This is a genomic window from Streptomyces sp. NPDC091416, assembly GCF_044756845.1.
Lineage (GTDB): Bacteria > Actinomycetota > Actinomycetes > Streptomycetales > Streptomycetaceae > Streptomyces.
On record NZ_JBIVTU010000001.1, the window covers coordinates 1513913 to 1532560 of the forward strand.

At 69.8% G+C, this 18648-nt stretch carries 17 protein-coding genes and 2 rRNA genes; 15 read left to right on the plus strand and 4 right to left on the minus strand.

The features are described 5' to 3' along the window. The first annotated feature begins 272 nt into the window (after window positions 1–272). The 10 genes from ACIQMX_RS06920 to ACIQMX_RS06965 all read left to right on the plus strand — a co-directional run bounded on the left by ACIQMX_RS06920 (window position 273) and on the right by ACIQMX_RS06965 (window position 12262). Window positions 273–2669, plus strand: coding sequence for a glycoside hydrolase domain-containing protein (locus ACIQMX_RS06920; RefSeq protein ID WP_402475524.1), 2397 nt, complete (start codon window positions 273–275; stop codon window positions 2667–2669). Beyond that, window positions 2666–3331, plus strand: coding sequence for a hypothetical protein (locus ACIQMX_RS06925; protein ID WP_402475525.1), 666 nt, complete (start codon window positions 2666–2668; stop codon window positions 3329–3331). The genes ACIQMX_RS06920 and ACIQMX_RS06925 overlap by 4 nt, the downstream gene beginning before the upstream one ends. Window positions 3332–3406: 75 nt before the next feature. Next, window positions 3407–3862: a peptidoglycan-binding protein gene (locus tag ACIQMX_RS06930; RefSeq protein WP_402475527.1), complete on the plus strand. Its 456-nt coding sequence runs from the start codon at window positions 3407–3409 to the stop codon at window positions 3860–3862. 113 nt (window positions 3863–3975) lie between these two features. Then, window positions 3976–4677: a DUF402 domain-containing protein gene (locus ACIQMX_RS06935; RefSeq protein WP_363073298.1), complete on the plus strand. Its 702-nt coding sequence runs from the start codon at window positions 3976–3978 to the stop codon at window positions 4675–4677. A gap of 279 nt (window positions 4678–4956) precedes the next feature. Further along, on the plus strand, window positions 4957–5265 hold the full coding sequence (locus tag ACIQMX_RS06940) for a hypothetical protein (protein WP_072489575.1): 309 nt from the start codon (window positions 4957–4959) through the stop codon (window positions 5263–5265). A 182-nt stretch (window positions 5266–5447) separates the two neighbouring features. Further along, window positions 5448–6311 carry a hypothetical protein gene (locus tag ACIQMX_RS06945; protein ID WP_402475529.1) on the plus strand — a complete coding sequence of 288 codons (864 nt, stop codon included), beginning with the start codon at window positions 5448–5450 and terminating at the stop codon, window positions 6309–6311. Beyond that, window positions 6301–7668, plus strand: a complete 1368-nt coding sequence (locus ACIQMX_RS06950) for a hypothetical protein (RefSeq protein ID WP_402475530.1) — start codon at window positions 6301–6303, stop codon at window positions 7666–7668. Before ACIQMX_RS06945 ends, ACIQMX_RS06950 begins: the two co-directional genes overlap by 11 nt. Next, window positions 7665–9215, plus strand: coding sequence for an SCO6880 family protein (locus ACIQMX_RS06955; protein ID WP_402475532.1), 1551 nt, complete (start codon window positions 7665–7667; stop codon window positions 9213–9215). The genes ACIQMX_RS06950 and ACIQMX_RS06955 overlap by 4 nt, the downstream gene beginning before the upstream one ends. 40 nt (window positions 9216–9255) lie before the next feature. After that, complete coding sequence (locus tag ACIQMX_RS06960) at window positions 9256–10674, plus strand: ATP-binding protein (RefSeq protein ID WP_363073306.1); 1419 nt, start codon at window positions 9256–9258, stop codon at window positions 10672–10674. A gap of 1 nt (window position 10675) precedes the next feature. After that, a complete protein-coding gene (locus ACIQMX_RS06965; protein WP_402475535.1) occupies window positions 10676–12262 on the plus strand; it encodes a type VI secretion protein in 1587 nt (528 codons plus the stop codon). A 70-nt stretch (window positions 12263–12332) separates the two neighbouring features. On the opposite strand, the gene ACIQMX_RS06970 is transcribed toward ACIQMX_RS06965, so the two are convergent. Next, window positions 12333–12941: a TetR/AcrR family transcriptional regulator gene (locus ACIQMX_RS06970; RefSeq protein WP_402475536.1), complete on the minus strand. Its 609-nt coding sequence runs from the start codon at window positions 12939–12941 to the stop codon at window positions 12333–12335. A 91-nt stretch (window positions 12942–13032) separates the two neighbouring features. On the opposite strand from ACIQMX_RS06970, the gene ACIQMX_RS06975 reads away from it, so the two are divergent. Then, entirely contained in the window at window positions 13033–13914 is an 882-nt protein-coding gene (locus tag ACIQMX_RS06975) for a class I SAM-dependent methyltransferase (protein WP_402475538.1), read from the plus strand. Between the two features lie 7 nt (window positions 13915–13921). Here ACIQMX_RS06975 and ACIQMX_RS06980 read toward each other — a convergent pair whose 3' ends face one another. Then, the gene (locus tag ACIQMX_RS06980; protein ID WP_363073314.1) at window positions 13922–14479 is read right to left on the minus strand and encodes a GNAT family N-acetyltransferase; all 558 of its coding nucleotides are present in this window, start codon (window positions 14477–14479) and stop codon (window positions 13922–13924) included. A gap of 142 nt (window positions 14480–14621) precedes the next feature. On the opposite strand from ACIQMX_RS06980, the gene ACIQMX_RS06985 reads away from it, so the two are divergent. The 4 genes from ACIQMX_RS06985 to ACIQMX_RS07000 are packed head-to-tail and all read left to right on the plus strand — an operon-like array spanning window position 14622 to window position 18317. Continuing rightward, window positions 14622–15554 (plus strand): ATP-binding cassette domain-containing protein, encoded by a 933-nt coding sequence (locus ACIQMX_RS06985; RefSeq protein WP_363073316.1) that lies wholly within the window; start codon window positions 14622–14624, stop codon window positions 15552–15554. Next, a complete protein-coding gene (locus tag ACIQMX_RS06990) occupies window positions 15551–16342 on the plus strand; it encodes an ABC transporter permease (protein ID WP_402475539.1) in 792 nt (263 codons plus the stop codon). The genes ACIQMX_RS06985 and ACIQMX_RS06990 overlap by 4 nt, the downstream gene beginning before the upstream one ends. A gap of 53 nt (window positions 16343–16395) precedes the next feature. Continuing rightward, the gene (locus tag ACIQMX_RS06995; RefSeq protein WP_402475541.1) at window positions 16396–17655 is read left to right on the plus strand and encodes a sensor histidine kinase; all 1260 of its coding nucleotides are present in this window, start codon (window positions 16396–16398) and stop codon (window positions 17653–17655) included. Next, complete coding sequence (locus tag ACIQMX_RS07000; RefSeq protein ID WP_402475543.1) at window positions 17652–18317, plus strand: response regulator; 666 nt, start codon at window positions 17652–17654, stop codon at window positions 18315–18317. The genes ACIQMX_RS06995 and ACIQMX_RS07000 overlap by 4 nt, the downstream gene beginning before the upstream one ends. Window positions 18318–18379: 62 nt before the next feature. Here the strand turns inward: ACIQMX_RS07000 and rrf are convergent. Together rrf and ACIQMX_RS07010 are read right to left on the minus strand one after the other, a co-directional pair. Beyond that, window positions 18380–18496, minus strand: a 5S ribosomal RNA gene (rrf, locus tag ACIQMX_RS07005). Between the two features lie 79 nt (window positions 18497–18575). Beyond that, window positions 18576–18648: ribosomal RNA gene (locus ACIQMX_RS07010) — 23S ribosomal RNA — on the minus strand; the annotation flags it as partial.

Below are 18648 nucleotides of genomic sequence, written 5' to 3' on the forward strand. Positions count from 1 at the left end.
GTCCCACACCGACCCCACCCGGGACGGTATCGCCGCAGGTCACAGCCTCACCATCCCGTGATCGCCCCACCGTCCCGGAAGGTCTGGCGCTCCCTACGTGCCCCGGCCGATGCTCATGGCGGCACGAGGAGCGGGACGATCCGCCCTCGCAGCACCGAGAGCCCTCGTGTCCAGGGCCGGACCGGGGCCTTCGGGGGAACTCCGGTCCGGCCGCCTTCCTCCCCCGGCCGGGCCCGCGCCCGTACCCCACCCGAACCCACAGGAGAGGAACGATGAACGATCCGAACGTGCTCGCGGCCCAGAAGTGGGTGAACGCGACCTATGGCGGCGTGAACGGGTATCTCGACTGCGACGAGGACGGCAACACGGGCTGGGGCACGGTTCTCAGCCTCACCCAGGCCCTCCAGCACGAACTCGGGATCTCGCCCGTCGTGCAGAACTTCGGCCCCGGCACGTACGCCAAGGTCCAGGCCCGCAATCTCCGCCCCGGCTCCGAGACGAACAAGAACATCGTCCGGATCTTCAACTACGCGCTGTGGTGCAAGGGCTACTACGCCTCCGCGGCACCCGACACCTGGGACTCCACCGCCCAGAACTCACTCATGGACCTGTGGGCCGGCATGGGCTGCCCGCCCGAGATCCCGATCAGCGCCGAGATGTGGCCCCGCGTGGTCCAGGCGCTCCTGCGCATGGACCAGTTCCGCCTGGTGGCCGGCGGCAGCACCCTCGTCCAGGGCATCCAGCGGCGCCTGAACTCCCGTTACGTACTCGGTTTCGGCATCCCCGCCATGCGGCTCGTCCCCTGCGACGGCGTGTACTCGCGCGACGTCCAGCAGGGCCTGATGATGGCCATCCAGTACGAGATCGGCATCGCGCCCGGCAGCATCACCGGCAACTTCGGCGAGGGCACGATCGCCGGCCTGAAGAGCCACCCCGTCGCCCCCGAGGACCTCGGCACCCCGCTGGGCTACCTCTTCAAGGCGGCCTGCCTGTTCAACTCACCCACGTACGACCACGACTTCGGCGAGTATCCGTACAGCTTCTCCTTCACCGCGTCGGAGCACGGGGAGTGGCTGCGCACCTTCAAGGCGTTCTCCCACATGTCCCAGCCGGCCACCGACATCGGCGACTACCAGGCATGGGCACAGCTCCTCATCTCCACCGGCGACCCGTACCGCGGCGCCACCGGCTGCGACGGCATCACCGAGATCACATCGCAGCGCGGCCAGGCGCTGTACAACGCCGGATACCGCCTCGTCGGCCGCTACCTGGACGAGAAGCTGAAGGAGGGCGACAACGGCTGGCTCGACAAGGTCATCAAGCCGGGCGAACTCCAGACGATCTTCGGAGCGGGACTGCGCGTGTTCCCGATCTCGCAGTACTACGGCGGCGCGGCGAGCGAGTTCACCTTCACGCGGGGTGAGGCGGACGGCTACAACGCCTACCGCAAAGCCAAGGGATTCGGCTTCAACCGCGGCACCTGTATCTACTTCGCCGTCGACTACGACGCCATCGGCAGCGAGATCAACCAGTACATCATCCCGTACTTCAAGGGAGTGCGCTCGATCCTGGCCCAGCACGGCAACTACTACCAGTTCGGGGTGTACGGCTCGCGGAACGTGTGTGAGCAGGTCTCCCGCAACACCGGAGCCCGCTGGTCCTTCGTCAGCGGCATGTCGTGGGGCTTCTCCGGAAACCTCGGCTACCCGCTGCCGCGCAACTGGTCCGTCAACCAGATCCGCGAGTTCGACTTCGACGGGGACGGCGTCCGGGACCTCGACCACGACGTATGGCGGGCGACCACCGACCCCGGGTCCGACTCGGTCAACTCGCCGGCGCCCGGTCTCGACGACCTGATCGTGGGCCTCCAGAAGCTGGAAGCGGCAGCCGACTCCTACGCAAACCCCGACAACAAGAGCCGCAACCGCCTGGTCACCGACTTCATCCGGTACGGGCTCTACGACAACCTCGCGTGGAACGTGCTGCTCGGCCTCATCGAAAAGGAGTGGATCGATCATGTGAAAGCCCGGGACATCTCCGTACGGGACTTCCAGGAGCTCACCGATCCGATCACCCAGGCGGTTCTCTCCACCCGGCACCTCATGGCCTCCACCGCGGGATTCGTGCGGCACGACTTCACCACCGGTGAGGCGAGCCTCGCTGACAGCGCCGGCTGGGGCGGCGACCTCGTGACGTTCTACATCGAGTGGCGCCAGAACCGGGACGCGTACCCCACCGGTCTGGCGTTCTGCCAGGACCGCCTGGGCCGCACCGACGTGGACTCCTCATTCGGCCACAGCGACTTCATCGAGGACGCGGACGCGTTCAACCTCAGCCGGCGTCTTCAGGCCGGGCAGCGCCTGTCGGAAGCCGTGGCGGACTACTACTCGGGAGCCGGGGACGGGAACGTCACGGCGGACAAACGCTGGCGCGCCTTCTACGCCAACCGGTTCGGCGCCGACTACGCGACCGTCGAACAACTCGCCAAGGGCGTGCTGACCGGCGACAACATCTGGCAGACCATCGGGGACCTCTACCAGCTGGAGAACAGCCTCCGCGACTCCGAACAACTGCCCACGGCCATCCCCGCGTCCGAACTGAACTCCTTCCTGCTCGGCTTCCGCTGGGCCTTCACCGACCGCGTCGACGCCGAAGGAGGCGCCTCGTGACCATCGACCGCCGCACACTCCTGGTGGCCACGGGAGCGGCCACCGCGCTGCTGGCCCTGCCGAGCCCCGCGACGGCTGCGCCCCTCGCCACACCCGGCGCGGCCGCCCGCGCGTCGCGCTGGGAGGCGGGCCGCAGTGCCAACGGCTGGCTCATCGATCCGGACGCCGTCGAGACGTTCCGCGTCGAGGGTTCCCCGGCCACCGTCCGTCTGCACGCGGAGGCGGCCGGCGTCCTGCTGCACGTGGCCCGGCGCTGGCACTACGAGGTCATGCCGCTCCGCGCCGCCCCGGACGTACTGGGCCACACCACCGACCGTGTGGTGCGGACCGCGTACGCGTCGAACCGCCTCTCCGGGACCGCGCTGGTCCTCCCCGGCGCCGGCGACGGCCTCTGGCCGCACCAGACGGCGATCGTGCGCGACATCCTCGCGGACTGCGAGGGCACCGTCCGCTGGGGCCTCGACCTGGCACCGGCCACCGCCGGCCACTTCCAGATCGATGTGAAGCCGGGCACCCGTACGCTCGGCCGCCTCACCGCAGCCTTCGGCGGCGGCCCGGCCCGCCACGACAGCCCGCGCACCGGAGCACCGGACGACCCGGCCACCCCGGAACGGCGCAGGGAGGCGAACCGGCTGGCGCAGGCCCAGCGACGGAACAACTGACCCACGGCCCCTCCCGAACCACCTCATCCGCCGAAGCACGCAACCGAGCGAAACACGCAACCGAGGAGTAGCAGCATGGCAAAGATCCGGATCACCCGCACGAAGGCGGCCTTCGTCTCCGGCACGATGGTGCTGGCGGGCATGGGCGGCACTCTCCTGACCGCCACGCCTGCGGCGGCCATCGGCTGGTGCAACTCGACCACCGCTGTCCGCCTGAACTTCGGCGAATGGATGGGCGAAGCCCAGATTCCGGTGTACCGCACGAGCAGCAGCGTCACCAGAACATGCCAGATGAGCAAGGGCTCCAACAGCTCCGCCGTGGGCGCGCTCCAGCGAACGCTGAACAAGTGCTACCGCGAGAATCTCAGCGTGGACAACGAGTTCGGCGAGAACACCCGCCTGGCCCTGATCCGGGCACAGAAGAACTCGGGCGTCTCAGGTGACGGCGTCTACGGCCCGAACACCCGCGATGCGCTCGCCCACTACTTCAAGCCCGTCACCCCGGGCTACGACGACTGCAGCCGTATCTGACGAGCCATCCGGGACCGCTCCCGACCACACCAGGGCGCAGGGCCTGCCGACGAACCGGCGGGCCCTGCGCCCTTCACGTGTCCGACGCACACACCGCGGGAATGATCAACTACATGAAAACCGACAAGCGGGACGTCGCGGCCAACGGCACGAGCAACGAGCAGGGGCGGATCCTGCACTGGAACTTCTTCATAGGCGGCCATCTGAGCGCCTCCGTACCCGTGCGCCTGGTCGAACGCACACCCGAGGCACAGCTCGTCTGGATGGAGACGGGCACCCCGATGTGGTGCACGGCCCTGCCACGCGGCGCCACGCACCTACGTGACATCGCCCCGCACGAGCGCCCCGCCGAGGGCTACCCCGTGGTCGCCGGCCGGTGGCCCATGGGCAGCGCGCTCTTCTACCAGCCGACGGGGGCCGCACACTCCGTCCTGTGGCTCTTCGGGCGCAGACGGAAGTTCCGCGGCTGGTACGTCAATCTGGAGCGCCGCGTCCACCACGGCGACGACATCGACATCGCCGACCACGAGCTCGACATCAACGTGGCGCCGGACCGGACCTGGCAGTGGAAGGACGAGGAGTCCTTCGCCGAGAAGACCGGTCATCCCGCGTACTGGAACGCGGAGGAGGCCGCGGCCATCAGGACCGAGGGAGACCGGGTGGCGCGGCTCGCGGAGGCCGGAACCTTTCCCTTCGACGGGTCATGGTGCGATTTCCGGCCGCCGTCGGCCTGGCGGACCCCGCCTCGCCCACCGGTCCCCCGCCACCCGCTCCTGGCCCCGCCGACGCCCCCGACCTCGCCGGATCTCCCCTGATGGGTGCGGTTCGACCCTCCTCACATGTCTCGGCCAGGGTGGCGCGATGGCGATCATTGCCCGGCGTCACCCTCCGTGATACACAGAGTAACCAGACACAAATCGCTCACACACTGATTCGATCCGCAGGTCAGGGCAGCCAGACCGGTCATATGTACGAGATCCGGGTAAAGAGAGCCGCCAAGTCGTCGTACGAGAGCAGTTTCATCAGCGAAGATAGAGGCTGACCCGTGCCATGCGGCACGGGCACCGAACTACCCAACAGGGGCGGTGACTTACATGATCCTGGCAGCTGAAAAGGGCGACATCACCACCATCATCGGCGGAATCGCCCCGAACTGGGGGCCGTTCGGGACCTTGGGCAACGAGGCCCGCGTGATGATCGAGGTCGTGATGGCGATCGCGATCCTGCTCTGTCTCGGCATCGCGGTCTGGGGCGCCGCCAAACAGCGGATCGGCGCGACGGCCCTGCGCGACACGTTCAGCGCGGAACAGGGCAAGGGCCTGATCGTCGCGGGCCTGACCGGTGTGTTCATCATCGGATCGCTGGGAACCGTGTTCACCATCGTCTACGGGATGGCCGTCTAACCGGCCACCGCCCCGCGCCCGGGGCCGGCCCCGCCCACCCGTCACCATCCGTCCGTCGTGCCCACCGGCAGAGGTTGCGTCCCCCTGATGTCGAGTCACCACACCGCGTCCACGCGGGAACCAGCACGGCTAACGTCGTACAGAGGCACGATTCAGGCAACGGTTGAGGGGGCGTACGCGGCATGAGTCACGACGACGGCTACGGCAACGACTCGGGGCGTACGGGCGACGGCTACAGCACCCTCGGCGGCACACGCCAGACCCGCACCCGCCTCCCCGACCGCGAGGGCGGCGACACCTACGGCCCCCGCCGCCCGGCCCGCAGCTCGCGCTCACTGGTCACGGTCGTGGGCGTCATCGTCCTGCTGCTCGGAGCGATCGCGTTCGCCAACATGGGCGGCGGCGACGGGAGCGGCGGTGACGGCGCGTCGGGAAGCAACGGCAAGAAGGCGGACGCGACGTCGACGGCGGCGACGGGGACGAAGCCGGTGACGGGGAAGAACGGCGAGATCGCTTCGGGGTTCGCGCATGACGAGCAGGGGGCGCAGAGCGCGGCGGCGAACTATTCCGTGGCGCTCGGGTCGGTCGAGATGTTCGATAAGACAAAGCGGGACGAGATCCTCAGCAGCGTGATTGCGCCGTCTGCAGTGGATGGGTTCCGCACAAATCTCGACCAGGCCTACTCCGCAAACCTGTTCAAGAACCTTGGGCTCAACGAGGACGGCTCTACACCGGCGGGGTTCACCTTCATTTCACGCACGACGCCCATCGGCACCCAGGTAACGAAGAGCAGTAGTGACAATGCCACCGTCGAAGTCTGGTGCACGGGGCTGATCGGCCTGGCCGGGGAAGGTTCCACCAAGCCCGTAACGGATGGGTGGTTCACCATCACTATGGAGCTCCAGTGGATCAACGATGACTGGAAAGCTGTCACTCACTCCCAGAAGGACGGCCCTGCTCCGGTAGGCAGCGACACGAGGGCATCCAGCGCGGAAGAAATCGCCGGAGCCGTCAATGGTTTCGGAGGGTTCACATATGCCCGGTAGGTCGTACCGTCGAGTAGGTTCTGTCGCTGCGCTAGTCGCGGCCGTGCAGGTGTCCGCTGTCCTGCTCGCAACGCGAGCCGCCGCCGCGCCGAGCCCGAGCCCGAGCCCGAGCAGCAACAACGCTTGTGACCTCATTCATGGCCCGGCCAAGGACTACTGCGAAGGCAATGCCTCCCCCAGGTCCAACAACCTCCCCGACAGCGTCGACCCCGCCCAGGACCCCCTCACCTCCCTGGGCCGCGGCTGTGCCGACGCCGCAGCCTGGATCGTGGGCAAGCTCAGCGAGGCCGTCAAAAGCACCGCCAACGTCGACTTCACCAACACCCGCTTCCTCCAGCAGTACGCGATCGTCTTCGCCGCCTCCACCGTGCTGACGCTCATCCTGTGGCTCCTCGCCGTCGCCAAGAGGGCGATCCGCGGCGTACCGCTGACCACCGCGATCTCCGAGGCCATCGGGTTCCTCTGGCTCACCGTGCTCGCCTCGGCCTTCACACCGCTGATCCTCTACACGATCGTCTCGGCCACCGACGGCGTCACCGAGGTCATCTCCTCGTCCTCCGGCGGGCAGACCGACGTCTTCTTCGGGTCGTTCGCCGAGGCGCTCAAGAAGGACGCCGACATCGGCGGCGGCCCGATCATGCTGATCGTCGTCTCGCTCGTGTCGATCCTCGCCGCAGGCATCCTCTGGCTGGAGCTCGTGATCCGGGCCGCCCTGCTCTACGTCGGAGCCCTCCTCGGAACCGCCGTGTACGCGGGGCTCGTCGACAAGAACATGTGGGGACACGTACGACGCTGGGCGGGCATCATGATCGCCGTGATCATGGTGAAGCCGGTCATCGTCATCGTGCTCGGACTGGCCGGCGCCCTGTCGTCGGACGACGGGCCCGACGCGTTCTCCGCCGTGGTCTCCGGCCTGGCGATCATCCTGCTGGCCATCTTCGCCTCCGGCATGATCTACCGCTTCGTGCCCGGCTTCGGCGACGAGATCCAGGGCGCGCGCACCAACCGCAAGCAGGCCACCGACGGCTCCCAGGCCGCCGCGATGATCAGCTCGCCCGCCGCTCTCGTCTCGCAGGGCATCAAGACCCACAGCAGCCGCGGCGGCGGCCAGGACGGCGGCGGCAACAACAGCGGCGGCGGACGGCCCGCCAACCCGGTCAGCGGCGGAGTCGCCGCGCACAGCTCCCGCAACTCCGGGAGCGGGGTCGGCGGCGGATCTGTCCCCTCCGCCGCACCTCCGCCCCGCAGCGGTTCGGGTCCCACGTCCGGCACCCCGCACGGCAGCCGCGGCTCACGCGGCGGATCCGGTGGACCAGGCAGTTCAGGTAACAAGAGCACAGGAGGTGGCGGGCGTTGAGCACTCAGTCCCATCCGATCGCGCCCCGCCGTACGTATCTCATCGGCCGCGCACGGCCGAACGCGATCGTCGGCAAGAACCGCGAGACGGGCGAGATCGCCCTGATCATCGGCGGTGCGTTCCTCGGCATGATGAGCGGCCTGCTCGTCCCCGTCCTCTCCCTGCGGATCGTGCTGCTCACCGGCTTCCCGCTGCTCGCCCTGGCGATCGTCTACGTCCCGTACAAACACCGGACCTTCTACAAGTGGTTCGAGATCAACCGCAGCTTCAAGCGCTCCCTGCGCCGCGGCACGTCCTACCGCTCCACCGCCATGGAAGCGGGCGTCAGCGCCGACGGGCGCGAGGTCGAGATCGGACCGCCCCCGGGCATCGGCCGGATCAACTGGCTGGCCGCCCCCTTCGGGCCCGACGAGATCGCCGTACTGCTGCACGCCGACCGCCGCACCGTCACCGCGGCGATCGAGATCGAGGGGCCCGGCGTCGGGCTGCGCGACAGCGAGGACCAGGAAGCGCTCGTCGACCGGTTCGGCACCCTGCTCAAGCACGTCGCCAACGGGGACGGCTTCGTCACCCGTATCCAGATGCTGGCCCGCACCCTGCCCGCCGACCCCGACGCCCACGCCAAGGACGTCGCCCAGCGCGGCGACAAGGGCTCCCCGGGCTGGCTGCAGGAGTCGTACGAGCAGCTCCAGTCCATGGTCTCCACCTCCAGCGAGCAGCACCGCGCCTACCTCGTCGCCTGCATGCACTACACCCGGGAGCTCGCCGCCGAGGCCAACGCGATGGCCCGCGCCGCCCGGCCGCACGCCGGCCGCAAGCTCGACCGGGACGCCGGGCTCGCCGTCGTCATGGCGCGCGAGCTCACCGACATCTGCGCCCGTCTCGCCGAGGCCGACATCCGGGTCCGCCAGCCGCTCGGCCAGAGCCGTCTGGCCTCCCTGGTCCACTCCATGTACGACCCCGACCACCCCATCGACCACATCCAGGCCATGACGAAGCGCAACGCCTGGCCGGCCGAACTGGACGCGGTCGAACCGACGTTTCTCCAGGCCAAGACCCGTGAGTCGTCGACCCGCGCGCCCTGGTGCCACTCCACGGCCTGGGTGAAGGAGTGGCCGATGACGCCCGTCGGCGTCAACTTCCTGGCCCCGCTCCTCGTCCACACGCCCGACGTGATCCGTACGGTCGCGGTCACCATGGACCTCGAACCCACCGAGATCGCCATCGAGCGGATGCTCACCGAGAAGACCAACGACGAGGCCGAGGCCAGCCGCCAGGCCAAGATGAACCGCACGGTCGACCCGCGCGACATCGCCGCCCACGGCCGGCTCGACCAGCGGGGTGAAGATCTCGCGAGCGGAGCGGCCGGGGTCAACCTCGTGGGGTACATCACCGTGTCGTCGCGCTCGCCCGAGTCCCTCGCCCGCGACAAGCGGACGATCCGGGCCTCCGCCGGCAAGTCGTATCTGAAGCTGGAGTGGTGCGACCGCGAGCACCACCGCGCCTTCGTCAACACCCTGCCGTTCGCCACCGGCATCCGCCGCTAGCCCACCAGTCCGCGACACCGAGAGGGAGGTCAGTCACGCCATGCGAGATCCGATGTCCGCATTGACGGACGCCTTCACCGCCTTCCTCTTCGGGAAGGTGGAGACGACCCGGCTGCCCGTCCGCACCTCCACCGGACAGGCCCAGGCCGTCTACCTGCCCACCGCCGCCCCCGGCCTCGGTGACTCCGGCGTGATCATCGGCCGCGAGGTGTACTCGGGCAAGGGCTACATCTACGACCCCTTCCAGCTGTACGGGCAACAGCTCCCCGCCCCGCACTGGCTGGTGCTCGGCGAGTCCGGCAATGGCAAGTCCGCGCTGGAGAAGACGTACGTGCTCCGCCAGCTCCGCTTCCGCGACCGCCAGGTCGTCGTCCTGGACGCCCAGGGCGAGGACGGGGTCGGCGAGTGGAACCTCATCGCGCAGGAGCTCGGCCTCACCCCGATCCGCCTCGACCCCACCTCCGCGCTCAACGGCGGGATCCGTCTCAACCCGCTCGACCCCGCGATCACCACCACGGGCCAGCTCGCCCTGCTGCGCACCATCATCGAAGTCGCCATGGGTCACGGCCTGGACGAGCGCTCCGGCTTCGCGCTCAAGGTCGCGCACGCCTACGTGAACGAGACGACGACCGAGCGCCAGCCCGTCCTGATGGACATCGTCGACCAGCTCCGCCACCCGGAACCGGAGTCCGCCGAGGCGATGAACGTCGACATAGACGACGTACGGGCCTGGGGTCTGGACGTCGCGCTCGTCCTGGACCGGCTCGTCGACGGCGACCTGCGCGGGATGTTCGACGGACCGACGTCCGCCGGCATCGACCTCGACTCCCCGCTGATCGTCTTCGACCTCTCGCACATCGACCGCAACTCGATCGCCATGCCGATCCTGATGGCGATCGTCGGCGTCTGGCTGGAGCACACCTGGATCAGGCCCGACCGGAAGAAACGCATCTTCCTGGTGGAGGAGGCCTGGCACATCATCAACTCGCCCTTCGTCGCCCAGCTCTTCCAGCGCCTGCTGAAGTTCGGGCGGCGCCTCGGACTCTCGTTCGTCGCCGTCGTCCACCACCTCAGCGACGTGGTCGACGGAGCCGCGGCACGGGAGGCGGCGGCCATCCTGAAGATGGCCTCCACGCGCACGATCTACGCCCAGAAGGCCGACGAGGCCAGAGCCACCGGACGGGTACTCGGGCTGCCCCGATGGGCGGTCGAGATCATCCCCACGCTCACCCCCGGCATCGCCGTCTGGGACGTCAACGGCAACGTACAGGTCGTCAAACACCTGATCACCGAAGCCGAACGCCCCCTCGTCTTCACCGACCGCGCCATGACCGAGTCATCGGCATCCGATCTCCTCCCGGAGGACGTGCGCGCCGCCGAACTGGAGGCGGAACAACGCGCGGCACGGATCGAGAACCAGCAACGGCTGAACGAGTCGTCCGAGTCAACGGTGGCGTGACATGGCGGGTGCGGGGCGCGGTGACGTACGCGACGGCGGCGGAAACGGAAGCGGTGGCGGCATCCCCGACGGGCTGCTGATCGGGCTGATGCTCTTCCTCCTCGGGCTGACGCTGCTGGCCTGGACGGCCACCGGCCTGGCCGGCCTCCTCGCCCACGGCGGCTGGCCCGACGGCGTGACCCTCGCCGAGACCCCGCCGGCCATGCGCCGTCTGGTGGAAGCCCCGCACGACCTGCCCTCCGCCTGGCCGGCCACCCCGGCCGGCGAGCTCTCCGGGTACGGGCTGTTCTGGGGCCTGTTCATCGGGCAACTGATGGTGCTGGTCGTCCTGACGGTGTTCGTGATGGGCGTGGTCGCCCGCTGGCGAGGGGTCCGGGCCCGGCAGCGAGCCGAGCGCCTGGAGCAGCGGAACGAACGGGCCCAGGAGTACGTCCACGAGGACCGGTCCGCCCGCCAGGAACCCGCCGCCCCCAGTCCTGCCACCCAACAGACAGTCCCGGCCGAAGCCACCCAGCCCCTGACTACCCCGGCCGAAGCGACCCAGCCATTTGCTCCCCCGGCCGAAGCGACCCAGGCACCAGCTGCCACCGCCGAAGCCACCCGGACCCCGGCTCCCGCGGGCGCCGACCTTCCGCCCGTCGTTCCCTCCCCGCGCACGCCCCTCGTCGTCTACGGCCCCGCCGCCACCCGCCGGCCCACCGCCGTCCAGGCCATCCGCGAGGCGGACGGCCCCGTGCTCGTCGTCACCTCCGACCCCAGCGTCTGGGCCGAGACGAAGGACGCCCGGGCCAAGCTCGGCCCGGTCCTCGTCTACGACCCCGGTCACCTCTGCGACACCCCGGCCCGGCTCCACTGGTCCCCCACGACCGGCTGCGCACAGCCCGACCGAGCGGCCGCCCGCTCCGCCGCACTTCTCGCCCCCGTACGACCGCAGTCCCGCATCGACGCGGCGACGGCCGACACCGCGGAGACCCTCCTGCAGTGCTGGCTGCACGCCGCCGCGATCGACGGCCGCCCCTTCCGCCAGGTCCACCGCTGGGCGCTCGGCGGCAGCGCCCATGAACCGGTGCGCCTGCTCCGTACGCACCCCAAGGCGGCCTCCGGGCTCGCCGGGCTGCTGGAGTCCGCGCTCACCGCCCACCCCGAACGCCGCGAGATGGCACAGGAACTGACGGTTCGGGCCTTCGGCGCCCTGGCCTCGGTCCACATCCGGGACGCCTGCACACCGAACCGATCCGATGCGCTCGCGCTGGAATCATTCGTGGACGAGGGGGGCAGTCTCTATGTGGTCGGCGAACCCATCGAGAACCCGCGCTCGGGCCCCGGGGCGATGCCCCTGCTCACCGCGCTCGCCTCAGACGTGGTCGAGCACGGCCGCCGCATGGCCGCACGGTCATCCGACGGTCGGCTCGACCCACCAATGACGCTCGTCCTCGACGACATCGCGGCCGTTGCCCCCCTGCCCCGGCTGCCGGAGCTCCTCACCACCGGCGAGGAACAGGGCCTGCCGACCGTCGCCCTGCTCCGCTCCCGCGAGCAGGCCCGCGCCCGCTGGACCCAGCAGCTCCCGGCCCCGACCACCCTCTGAACCGGGCCCAGCACCCCACCCGTCACAGCACCCGGCCCCCGTACCCCCGGCCCGGACGCCACAGGGCTGTTCACCGACGCGGCCGGCGCCGCACCGCGTCGGCAACGGCCGCGTCCACGAACCGCTCGACCGCCGCCGCGTCCGGCGGACCGGGTGCCTCGCGGTCCGCGAACAGGAGATGCCCGCCGCCGACCAGGGACAGCGTGAGCGAGTCGATGTCCGCGTCGGCCGCGATGCGGCCCAGCTCACGCTCGGCGGACAGGTAGGCGGAGACCGCGGTCGTGGCCTCGGCGAGGATCGCGATGCCGCCTCCGGGCCGGGCCTCCCGCAAGCGGGTGCGCAGCACGTCCCGGAAGGTGATGAGCGGAATGATCGCCACCGGAACCGGGCCGAACAGGGTGGCCAGTGCCGCGGTGAGGTTGCCGGCGACCGTGCCGGTGCCGACGGACTCGCGCAACGCACGCGCCTGCGTCTCCAGTTGGGCTGCCCGGTCGAGCACGAGGCCGGCGAGGAAGGCGTCGAAGTCGGCGAAGTGCCGGTGCAGGACGCCTTTGGCGCAGCCCGCCTCGTCGGTCACGGCCCGGCTGGTCAGCCCGTTCGGCCCTTCCCGCAACAGAACGCGTTCAGCCGCGTCGAACAGCTGCTGCCGCGCGTCGCGAAGGTGCACACCGGTCGGCACTCTCAGATCCTCTCGATGACGATGACGATGACATGGCGATGGCGCCGCCCGCCGTCTAGGCGAGTGGGCATGCGCCCACTAGAGTGGGCGCATGCCCATCGTATCGAGAGACCACCCGGAACCACCCCCGCCGAAACCGCAAACGCAACCGCACGAGGCCCGCGGGATGGCCGAGTCCTTCGGCGTGGACGCACAGCGCTACGACCAGGCACGGCCCGGCTACCCTGCCGCGCTGGTGACCCGGATCGCCGCCGGAGGCCCCGGCCGCCACACAGACGCCATCGGCCCCGACGCCGTCGGCATCGCCTCTCACGTACTCGACATCGGCTGCGGCACCGGCATCGCCGCCCGCCAGTTCCAGGCCGCCGGCTGCACCGTCCTCGGCATCGAGCCCGACCCCCGGATGGCCGCCTTCGCACAGTCCCGCGGGCTGAACGTCGAAGTGGCGACCTTCGAGGACTGGCAGCCCGCCGGCCGGACGTTCGACGCGGTTGTCGCCGCGCAGTCGTGGCACTGGGTGAACCCGTCCACCGGCGCCACGAAGGCAGCGGACGTACTGCGCCCAGGGGGCCGTCTGGCCATCTTCGGGCACGCGTACGAGCCGCCCGCCGAGGTGGCCGAACCCTTCGCCGCCGCATACCGGCGGGCAGCGCCCGACTCCCCGTTCCACAACGGCCCGGCCCGACGCCCACTGGACGTCTACCGGGCGGCCTACGCCAAGATCGCCGACACGATCGACGCGACCGGACACTTCCACGCAACGGAACAGTGGCGCTTCGACTGGGAACAGTCCTACACACGCGACCAGTGGCTGGCCCTGCTGCCCACCACCGGCGGCCTCACCCGACTCCGCCCCGGCCAACTGACCGGGATCCTGAACGCGGTGGGGGACGCCATCGACTCCCTGGGCGGACACTTCACGATGAACTACACCACCCTGGCCACGACCGCCGTACGCGACGGCAGCAGCTGATCCGGTCCTACGGACGCGCCACCGCGTACTCCAACTCCCTGGCCGACGGGTCACCCGGCATCGGCACGCTCTCGCCCGTCGGCACGAACCCGATCCGGCGGTAGAGCGCCGCCGCCCGCGGATTGTTCTCGTGCACGTACAGCCGTACGCGCTCGATCAACGGCTCACCCAGCGACCACGCCCAGTCCGTCCCGGCCCGGAACAACTCCTCCGCCACCCCCCTGCCGCGCGCCTCCGGCCGCACGAACACCCCGACCACATGCGCCTGGTGGACCGCCGCCACCTCACCGAACCGCACCTCGCCGTCCGGCCGCTCGATCAGCACGGTCACCGAGCCCGCCCAACTCCCGTCGCTCGCCTCCGCGATGAACTGCCGCACCCCGCCGTCGCCCGCCTCGGACCCACCGGTCGTCCGCTCCCGCCAGAAGCCGTCGGACCGCTCGGCGGCCTGCTCGTACGTCTCCAGAAACGCCACCGGCGCCACCGGATCCCGCAGAGCGGCCAGCCGCAGTTCCTTGACCAGCTGCCATTCGTCGGCGCGCACGGGGCGTATCACGTAGTCCATGCCCCGATCCTGACCTGCCGCCGACGCCCGCGCAAACAGATTCGGCCAAGGCTCCGGCGTCGTACCCCGGTACTACGGCCCACCGCCACATCCCGCCCCCGGTCCGACGCCCGCCCGCCGTCCGCTCCGTAGCGTCGACCCCATGATCAGGGCCTACGAACTCACCAAAAGGTACGGCGACACCACCGTCGTCCAGGACCTCGACTTCACCGTCCGCCCGGGCACCGTCACCGGCTTCCTCGGCCCGAACGGCGCCGGAAAGTCCACGACCATGCGCATGCTCCTCGGCCTGGACGCCCCCACCCGCGGCCACTCCACGATCGGCGGACGCTCCTACGCCACCCACAGCGCACCCCTCACCGAAGTCGGCGCCCTGCTGGAGGCCCGCTCCGTCCACCCCGGCCGGACCGCCTTCCACCACCTCATGGCGCTCGCCCACACCCACGGCATCCCGCGCAGCCGCGTCGAACACGTCCTCGACCTGGCCGGACTGACCGCGGTGGCCGGGAAACGCGTCAAGGGCTTCTCGCTCGGCATGGGCCAGCGACTCGGCATCGCCGCCGCCATGCTCGGCGATCCCGCCACCCTGATCCTGGACGAGCCCGTCAACGGCCTCGACCCGGAGGGCGTGCTCTGGATCCGTACCCTGCTCACGTCCCTCGCGACGCAGGGCCGCACCGTCCTCGTCTCCTCACACCTGATGAGCGAGATGGCCCTCACCGCCGACCACCTGGTCATCATCGGACGCGGGCGCCTCCTCGCCGACACCACGGTCGCCGACTTCGTGGCCAACGCGGGCGGCACCGCCGTCAAGGTCGTCACCCCCCGGGCCTCCGCCCTGCGCGACCTCCTGCGCGGCCCCGGCATCGAGATCACCGGCGCGGACGGCCCCGACAGCCTGGAGATCCGCGGCACGGACTCCGCCCACATCGGCCGCGTCGCCGCCGCCCACGCCATCCCGCTGTACGAACTCACCCCGCTCGCCGCCTCGCTGGAACAGGCCTTCATGGACCTCACCCAGGAATCGGTCGAGTACCGGGTCACCGCCCCCGAACCGACCGGAGCCCTCGCATGACCACCACGACACCCGCCCCGCACCCCTACCGCATCACCCCCACCCGGGTACTGCGCTCCGAGTGGCACAAGCTGCACACCCTGCGCTCCAGCTGGATCACCCTCGGCTCGGCCGCCGCCCTCGTCCTCGCCATCGGCATCGTCATGGGCACCACGTACACATCGGACGGCGGCGACTCGGACGTCGACACCGTCATCCTGGTCCTCTACGGCACCACACTCGGCACGCTCTGCACGGTGGTCCTCGGCATCCTCGTCACCGCCGGCGAGTACTCCTCCGGCATGATCCGCGCCACGCTCGCCGCCGTCCCCCGCCGGCTCCCGGTCCTCTGGGCCAAGGCGGCCGTCTTCGCCACCACTGTCCTCGGCGTCATGCTGACCACCTCACTGCTCACGTTCGTCGTCGCACAGCTCTTCCTCCACGACACGGACCAGTCCGCCTCCCTCGCCGACCCCGGCGTGCTCCGGGCCGTGGCTGGCAACGCGGTCGGCGCCACCCTCCTCAGCCTCATCGCCCTCGGCCTCGGCGCCCTGCTCCGCTCGGTCCCGGGCGCGATCGGCGCCTTCATCGGAGGCGTCATGGTCCTGCCCGAGGTACTCGGCATGCTTCCGTACGACGCCGTCGAAACCGCCGTCCGCTACTTCCCCACCCAGGCGGCCGGCGTCCTGGGCTCCGCGACTCCGCTCCCCGACGCCGCCTCCACCGGCGGAGCCCTACTCGCCCTCGTCCTGTGGGCAGCAGCCACACTGATCGCGGCAGCCGCCCTGCTGCGCCACCGCGACGCGTGAGGCGCACAGGGCAGGGCACGAGACGTACGAAATAGGGGACGAGTGAGGGACAAGTGACGGAAGAAGACGACACGCACCGCCCGACGAGCACCTCCCCACTCACCGGACACATCCAGCGCCTGCTCCAGCGCGTCCGCGCGTTCGACCGCCGCCAGCCCCGGGTCTGGGACGGACTGCTCACCACGTTCTGGGTGCTGTTCGCCGTCCTCGACGTCTCGACGGGTGGCTGGCGTTCGGTCGCCCTCGATCCGGACGTGTCGGCGTCGCTGGTCCTGGCGATGAGCGTGACGTTCTCCGCCCCGCTGCTGTGGCGCCGCGGCCATCCGCTGGCCGTGCTGCTGTTCATGGCACCGTTCTCCCTGGTCAACGCGTGGACGGGGGCCGTCGTCCAGGCCGCGTTCCTCCAGGAGATCGTCGTCTTCAACATCGCGCTCCGACAGCCCGTGCGCACCCTGGCCTGGTCGGCCGCCATCGTGCTCGCCCCACTCGTGATCGGATCGGGCCACTTCCCGGAGGACTGGGACCGGGTCTTCGTCCCGCACCTGTACGCGTTCGCGTTCGCCGCCCTCGTCGGCATCGTGGTGCGTACACGCAAGGAGTACACGGAGGCCCTGGTCGACCGCGCCAACCGCCTGGAACTCGAACGCGACCAGCAGGCCCAGCTGGCAGCGGCCGCCGAACGGACCCGGATCGCCCGGGAGATGCACGACATCATCGGCCACAACCTCTCCGTGATCACGGGCCTCGCGGACGGCGGGGCCTACGCCGCGGCCAAGAGTCCCGAACGGGCCGCCCAGGCCCTGGACGCCATCGGCACCACCAGCCGCCAGGCCCTCGCAGAACTCCGCCGCCTGCTCGGCGTCCTGCGCGACGCGCCGGACCGCGCGGACCGCACCCCGCAGCCCACACTCGACGACATCGACGCGCTCCTGGAGGGCGTCCGCCGAGCAGGCCTCCCCGTACACCTGCATCACCGCGGCACGCCGCCGCCCATCCCCCTCACCGCCGGACTCCAACTGACGGTGTACCGGGTGGTGCAGGAAGGACTCACGAACACGTTGAAGCACGCGACCGGCGCTGAATCCCTGGCAGCCGAGGTCACACTGACGTACCGTCCGACGGAAATGGAGGTCCTGATCACCGACAACGGCACCCCGGTCCCCACCGACAGCCGACCCCCCGGCACCGGTCAGGGCATCACGGGCATGCGCGAGCGAGCCTCCCTGTACGACGGCACACTCGAAGCCGGCCGCCCAGCCGACACAGGCTGGCAAGTACGGCTCCGACTCCCTCTGGAGGACCTGTTCTCGTGACGACCGTGCTCATCGCGGACGACCAGCCGATGCAACGCTTCGGCTTCCGCATGCTGTTGGAAAGCCAGGACGACATGACAGTCGTCGGCGAAGCCGCCAACGGCCACGAGGCCCTTCAACTCGTCTCCCGTCACCAGCCGGACGTCGCCCTGATGGACATCCGCATGCCCCTGCTCGACGGAATCGAGGCGACTCGCCGCATCATCAGGACCGGATCCCGGACCCGCGTCCTCATCGTCACGACGTTCGACCTGGACCGCTATGCGTACGACGGTCTGCGCGCCGGCGCCAGCGGGTTCCTGATCAAGGACGCGCTGCCCGAGGAGCTCCTCTCCGGCATCCGAGCCGTGGCCAGCGGCGACGCGGTGGTCGCCCCCAGCCTGACCCGCCGTCTCCTCGACGCATACGTACAGCACTTGCCGGCCGCTCCCGGCGGACCCGCGACCCCGGACGCTCGAATCGAGAAGCTCACCGACCGGGAACGGGAAATCCTCACCGTCATCGGGCAGGGCTGGACCAATACGGAAATCGCCGAACGCTTCCACGTAGCCGAATCGACGGTGAAGACGCACGTCTCGCGCATTCTCGCGAAGACCGGAGCCAGGGACCGCGTCCAGGCGGTCATCCTGGCATACGACACCCACCTGGTCACCGCAGGCTGAACGGGTCGTGAACGCAGAAAAGCCCCGTGCCACAAGGGCACGGGGCTTAACTATCAAAAGGAGTTCGGCGGCGTCCTACTCTCCCACAGGGTCCCCCCTGCAGTACCATCGGCGCTGAAAGGCTTAGCTTCCGGGTTCGGAATGTAACCGGGCGTTTCCCTAACGCAATGACCACCGAAACACTATGAAATTAACCAACACCGGAACAAAACACGGCCGTTCGTTATTTCAGAACTAACACAGTGGACGCGAGCAACTGAGGACAAGCCCTCGGCCTATTAGTACCAGTCAGCTCCACCCGTTACCGGGCTTCCACATCTGGCCTATCAAC

Bases quoted from the DNA above. Each gene is read 5' to 3' on its own strand.
- ACIQMX_RS06920 (WP_402475524.1), top strand. From the start codon at position 273: ATGAACGATCCGAACGTGCTCGCGGCCCAGAAGTGGGTGAACGCGACC.
- ACIQMX_RS06930 (WP_402475527.1), top strand. From the start codon at position 3,407: ATGGCAAAGATCCGGATCACCCGCACGAAGGCGGCCTTCGTCTCCGGC.
- ACIQMX_RS06935 (WP_363073298.1), top strand. From the start codon at position 3,976: ATGAAAACCGACAAGCGGGACGTCGCGGCCAACGGCACGAGCAACGAG.
- ACIQMX_RS06940 (WP_072489575.1), top strand. From the start codon at position 4,957: ATGATCCTGGCAGCTGAAAAGGGCGACATCACCACCATCATCGGCGGA.
- ACIQMX_RS06945 (WP_402475529.1), top strand. From the start codon at position 5,448: ATGAGTCACGACGACGGCTACGGCAACGACTCGGGGCGTACGGGCGAC.
- ACIQMX_RS06950 (WP_402475530.1), top strand. From the start codon at position 6,301: ATGCCCGGTAGGTCGTACCGTCGAGTAGGTTCTGTCGCTGCGCTAGTC.
- ACIQMX_RS06960 (WP_363073306.1), top strand. From the start codon at position 9,256: ATGCGAGATCCGATGTCCGCATTGACGGACGCCTTCACCGCCTTCCTC.
- ACIQMX_RS06965 (WP_402475535.1), top strand. From the start codon at position 10,676: ATGGCGGGTGCGGGGCGCGGTGACGTACGCGACGGCGGCGGAAACGGA.
- ACIQMX_RS06975 (WP_402475538.1), top strand. From the start codon at position 13,033: ATGCCCATCGTATCGAGAGACCACCCGGAACCACCCCCGCCGAAACCG.
- ACIQMX_RS06980 (WP_363073314.1), bottom strand. From the start codon at position 14,479: ATGGACTACGTGATACGCCCCGTGCGCGCCGACGAATGGCAGCTGGTC.
- ACIQMX_RS06985 (WP_363073316.1), top strand. From the start codon at position 14,622: ATGATCAGGGCCTACGAACTCACCAAAAGGTACGGCGACACCACCGTC.
- ACIQMX_RS06990 (WP_402475539.1), top strand. From the start codon at position 15,551: ATGACCACCACGACACCCGCCCCGCACCCCTACCGCATCACCCCCACC.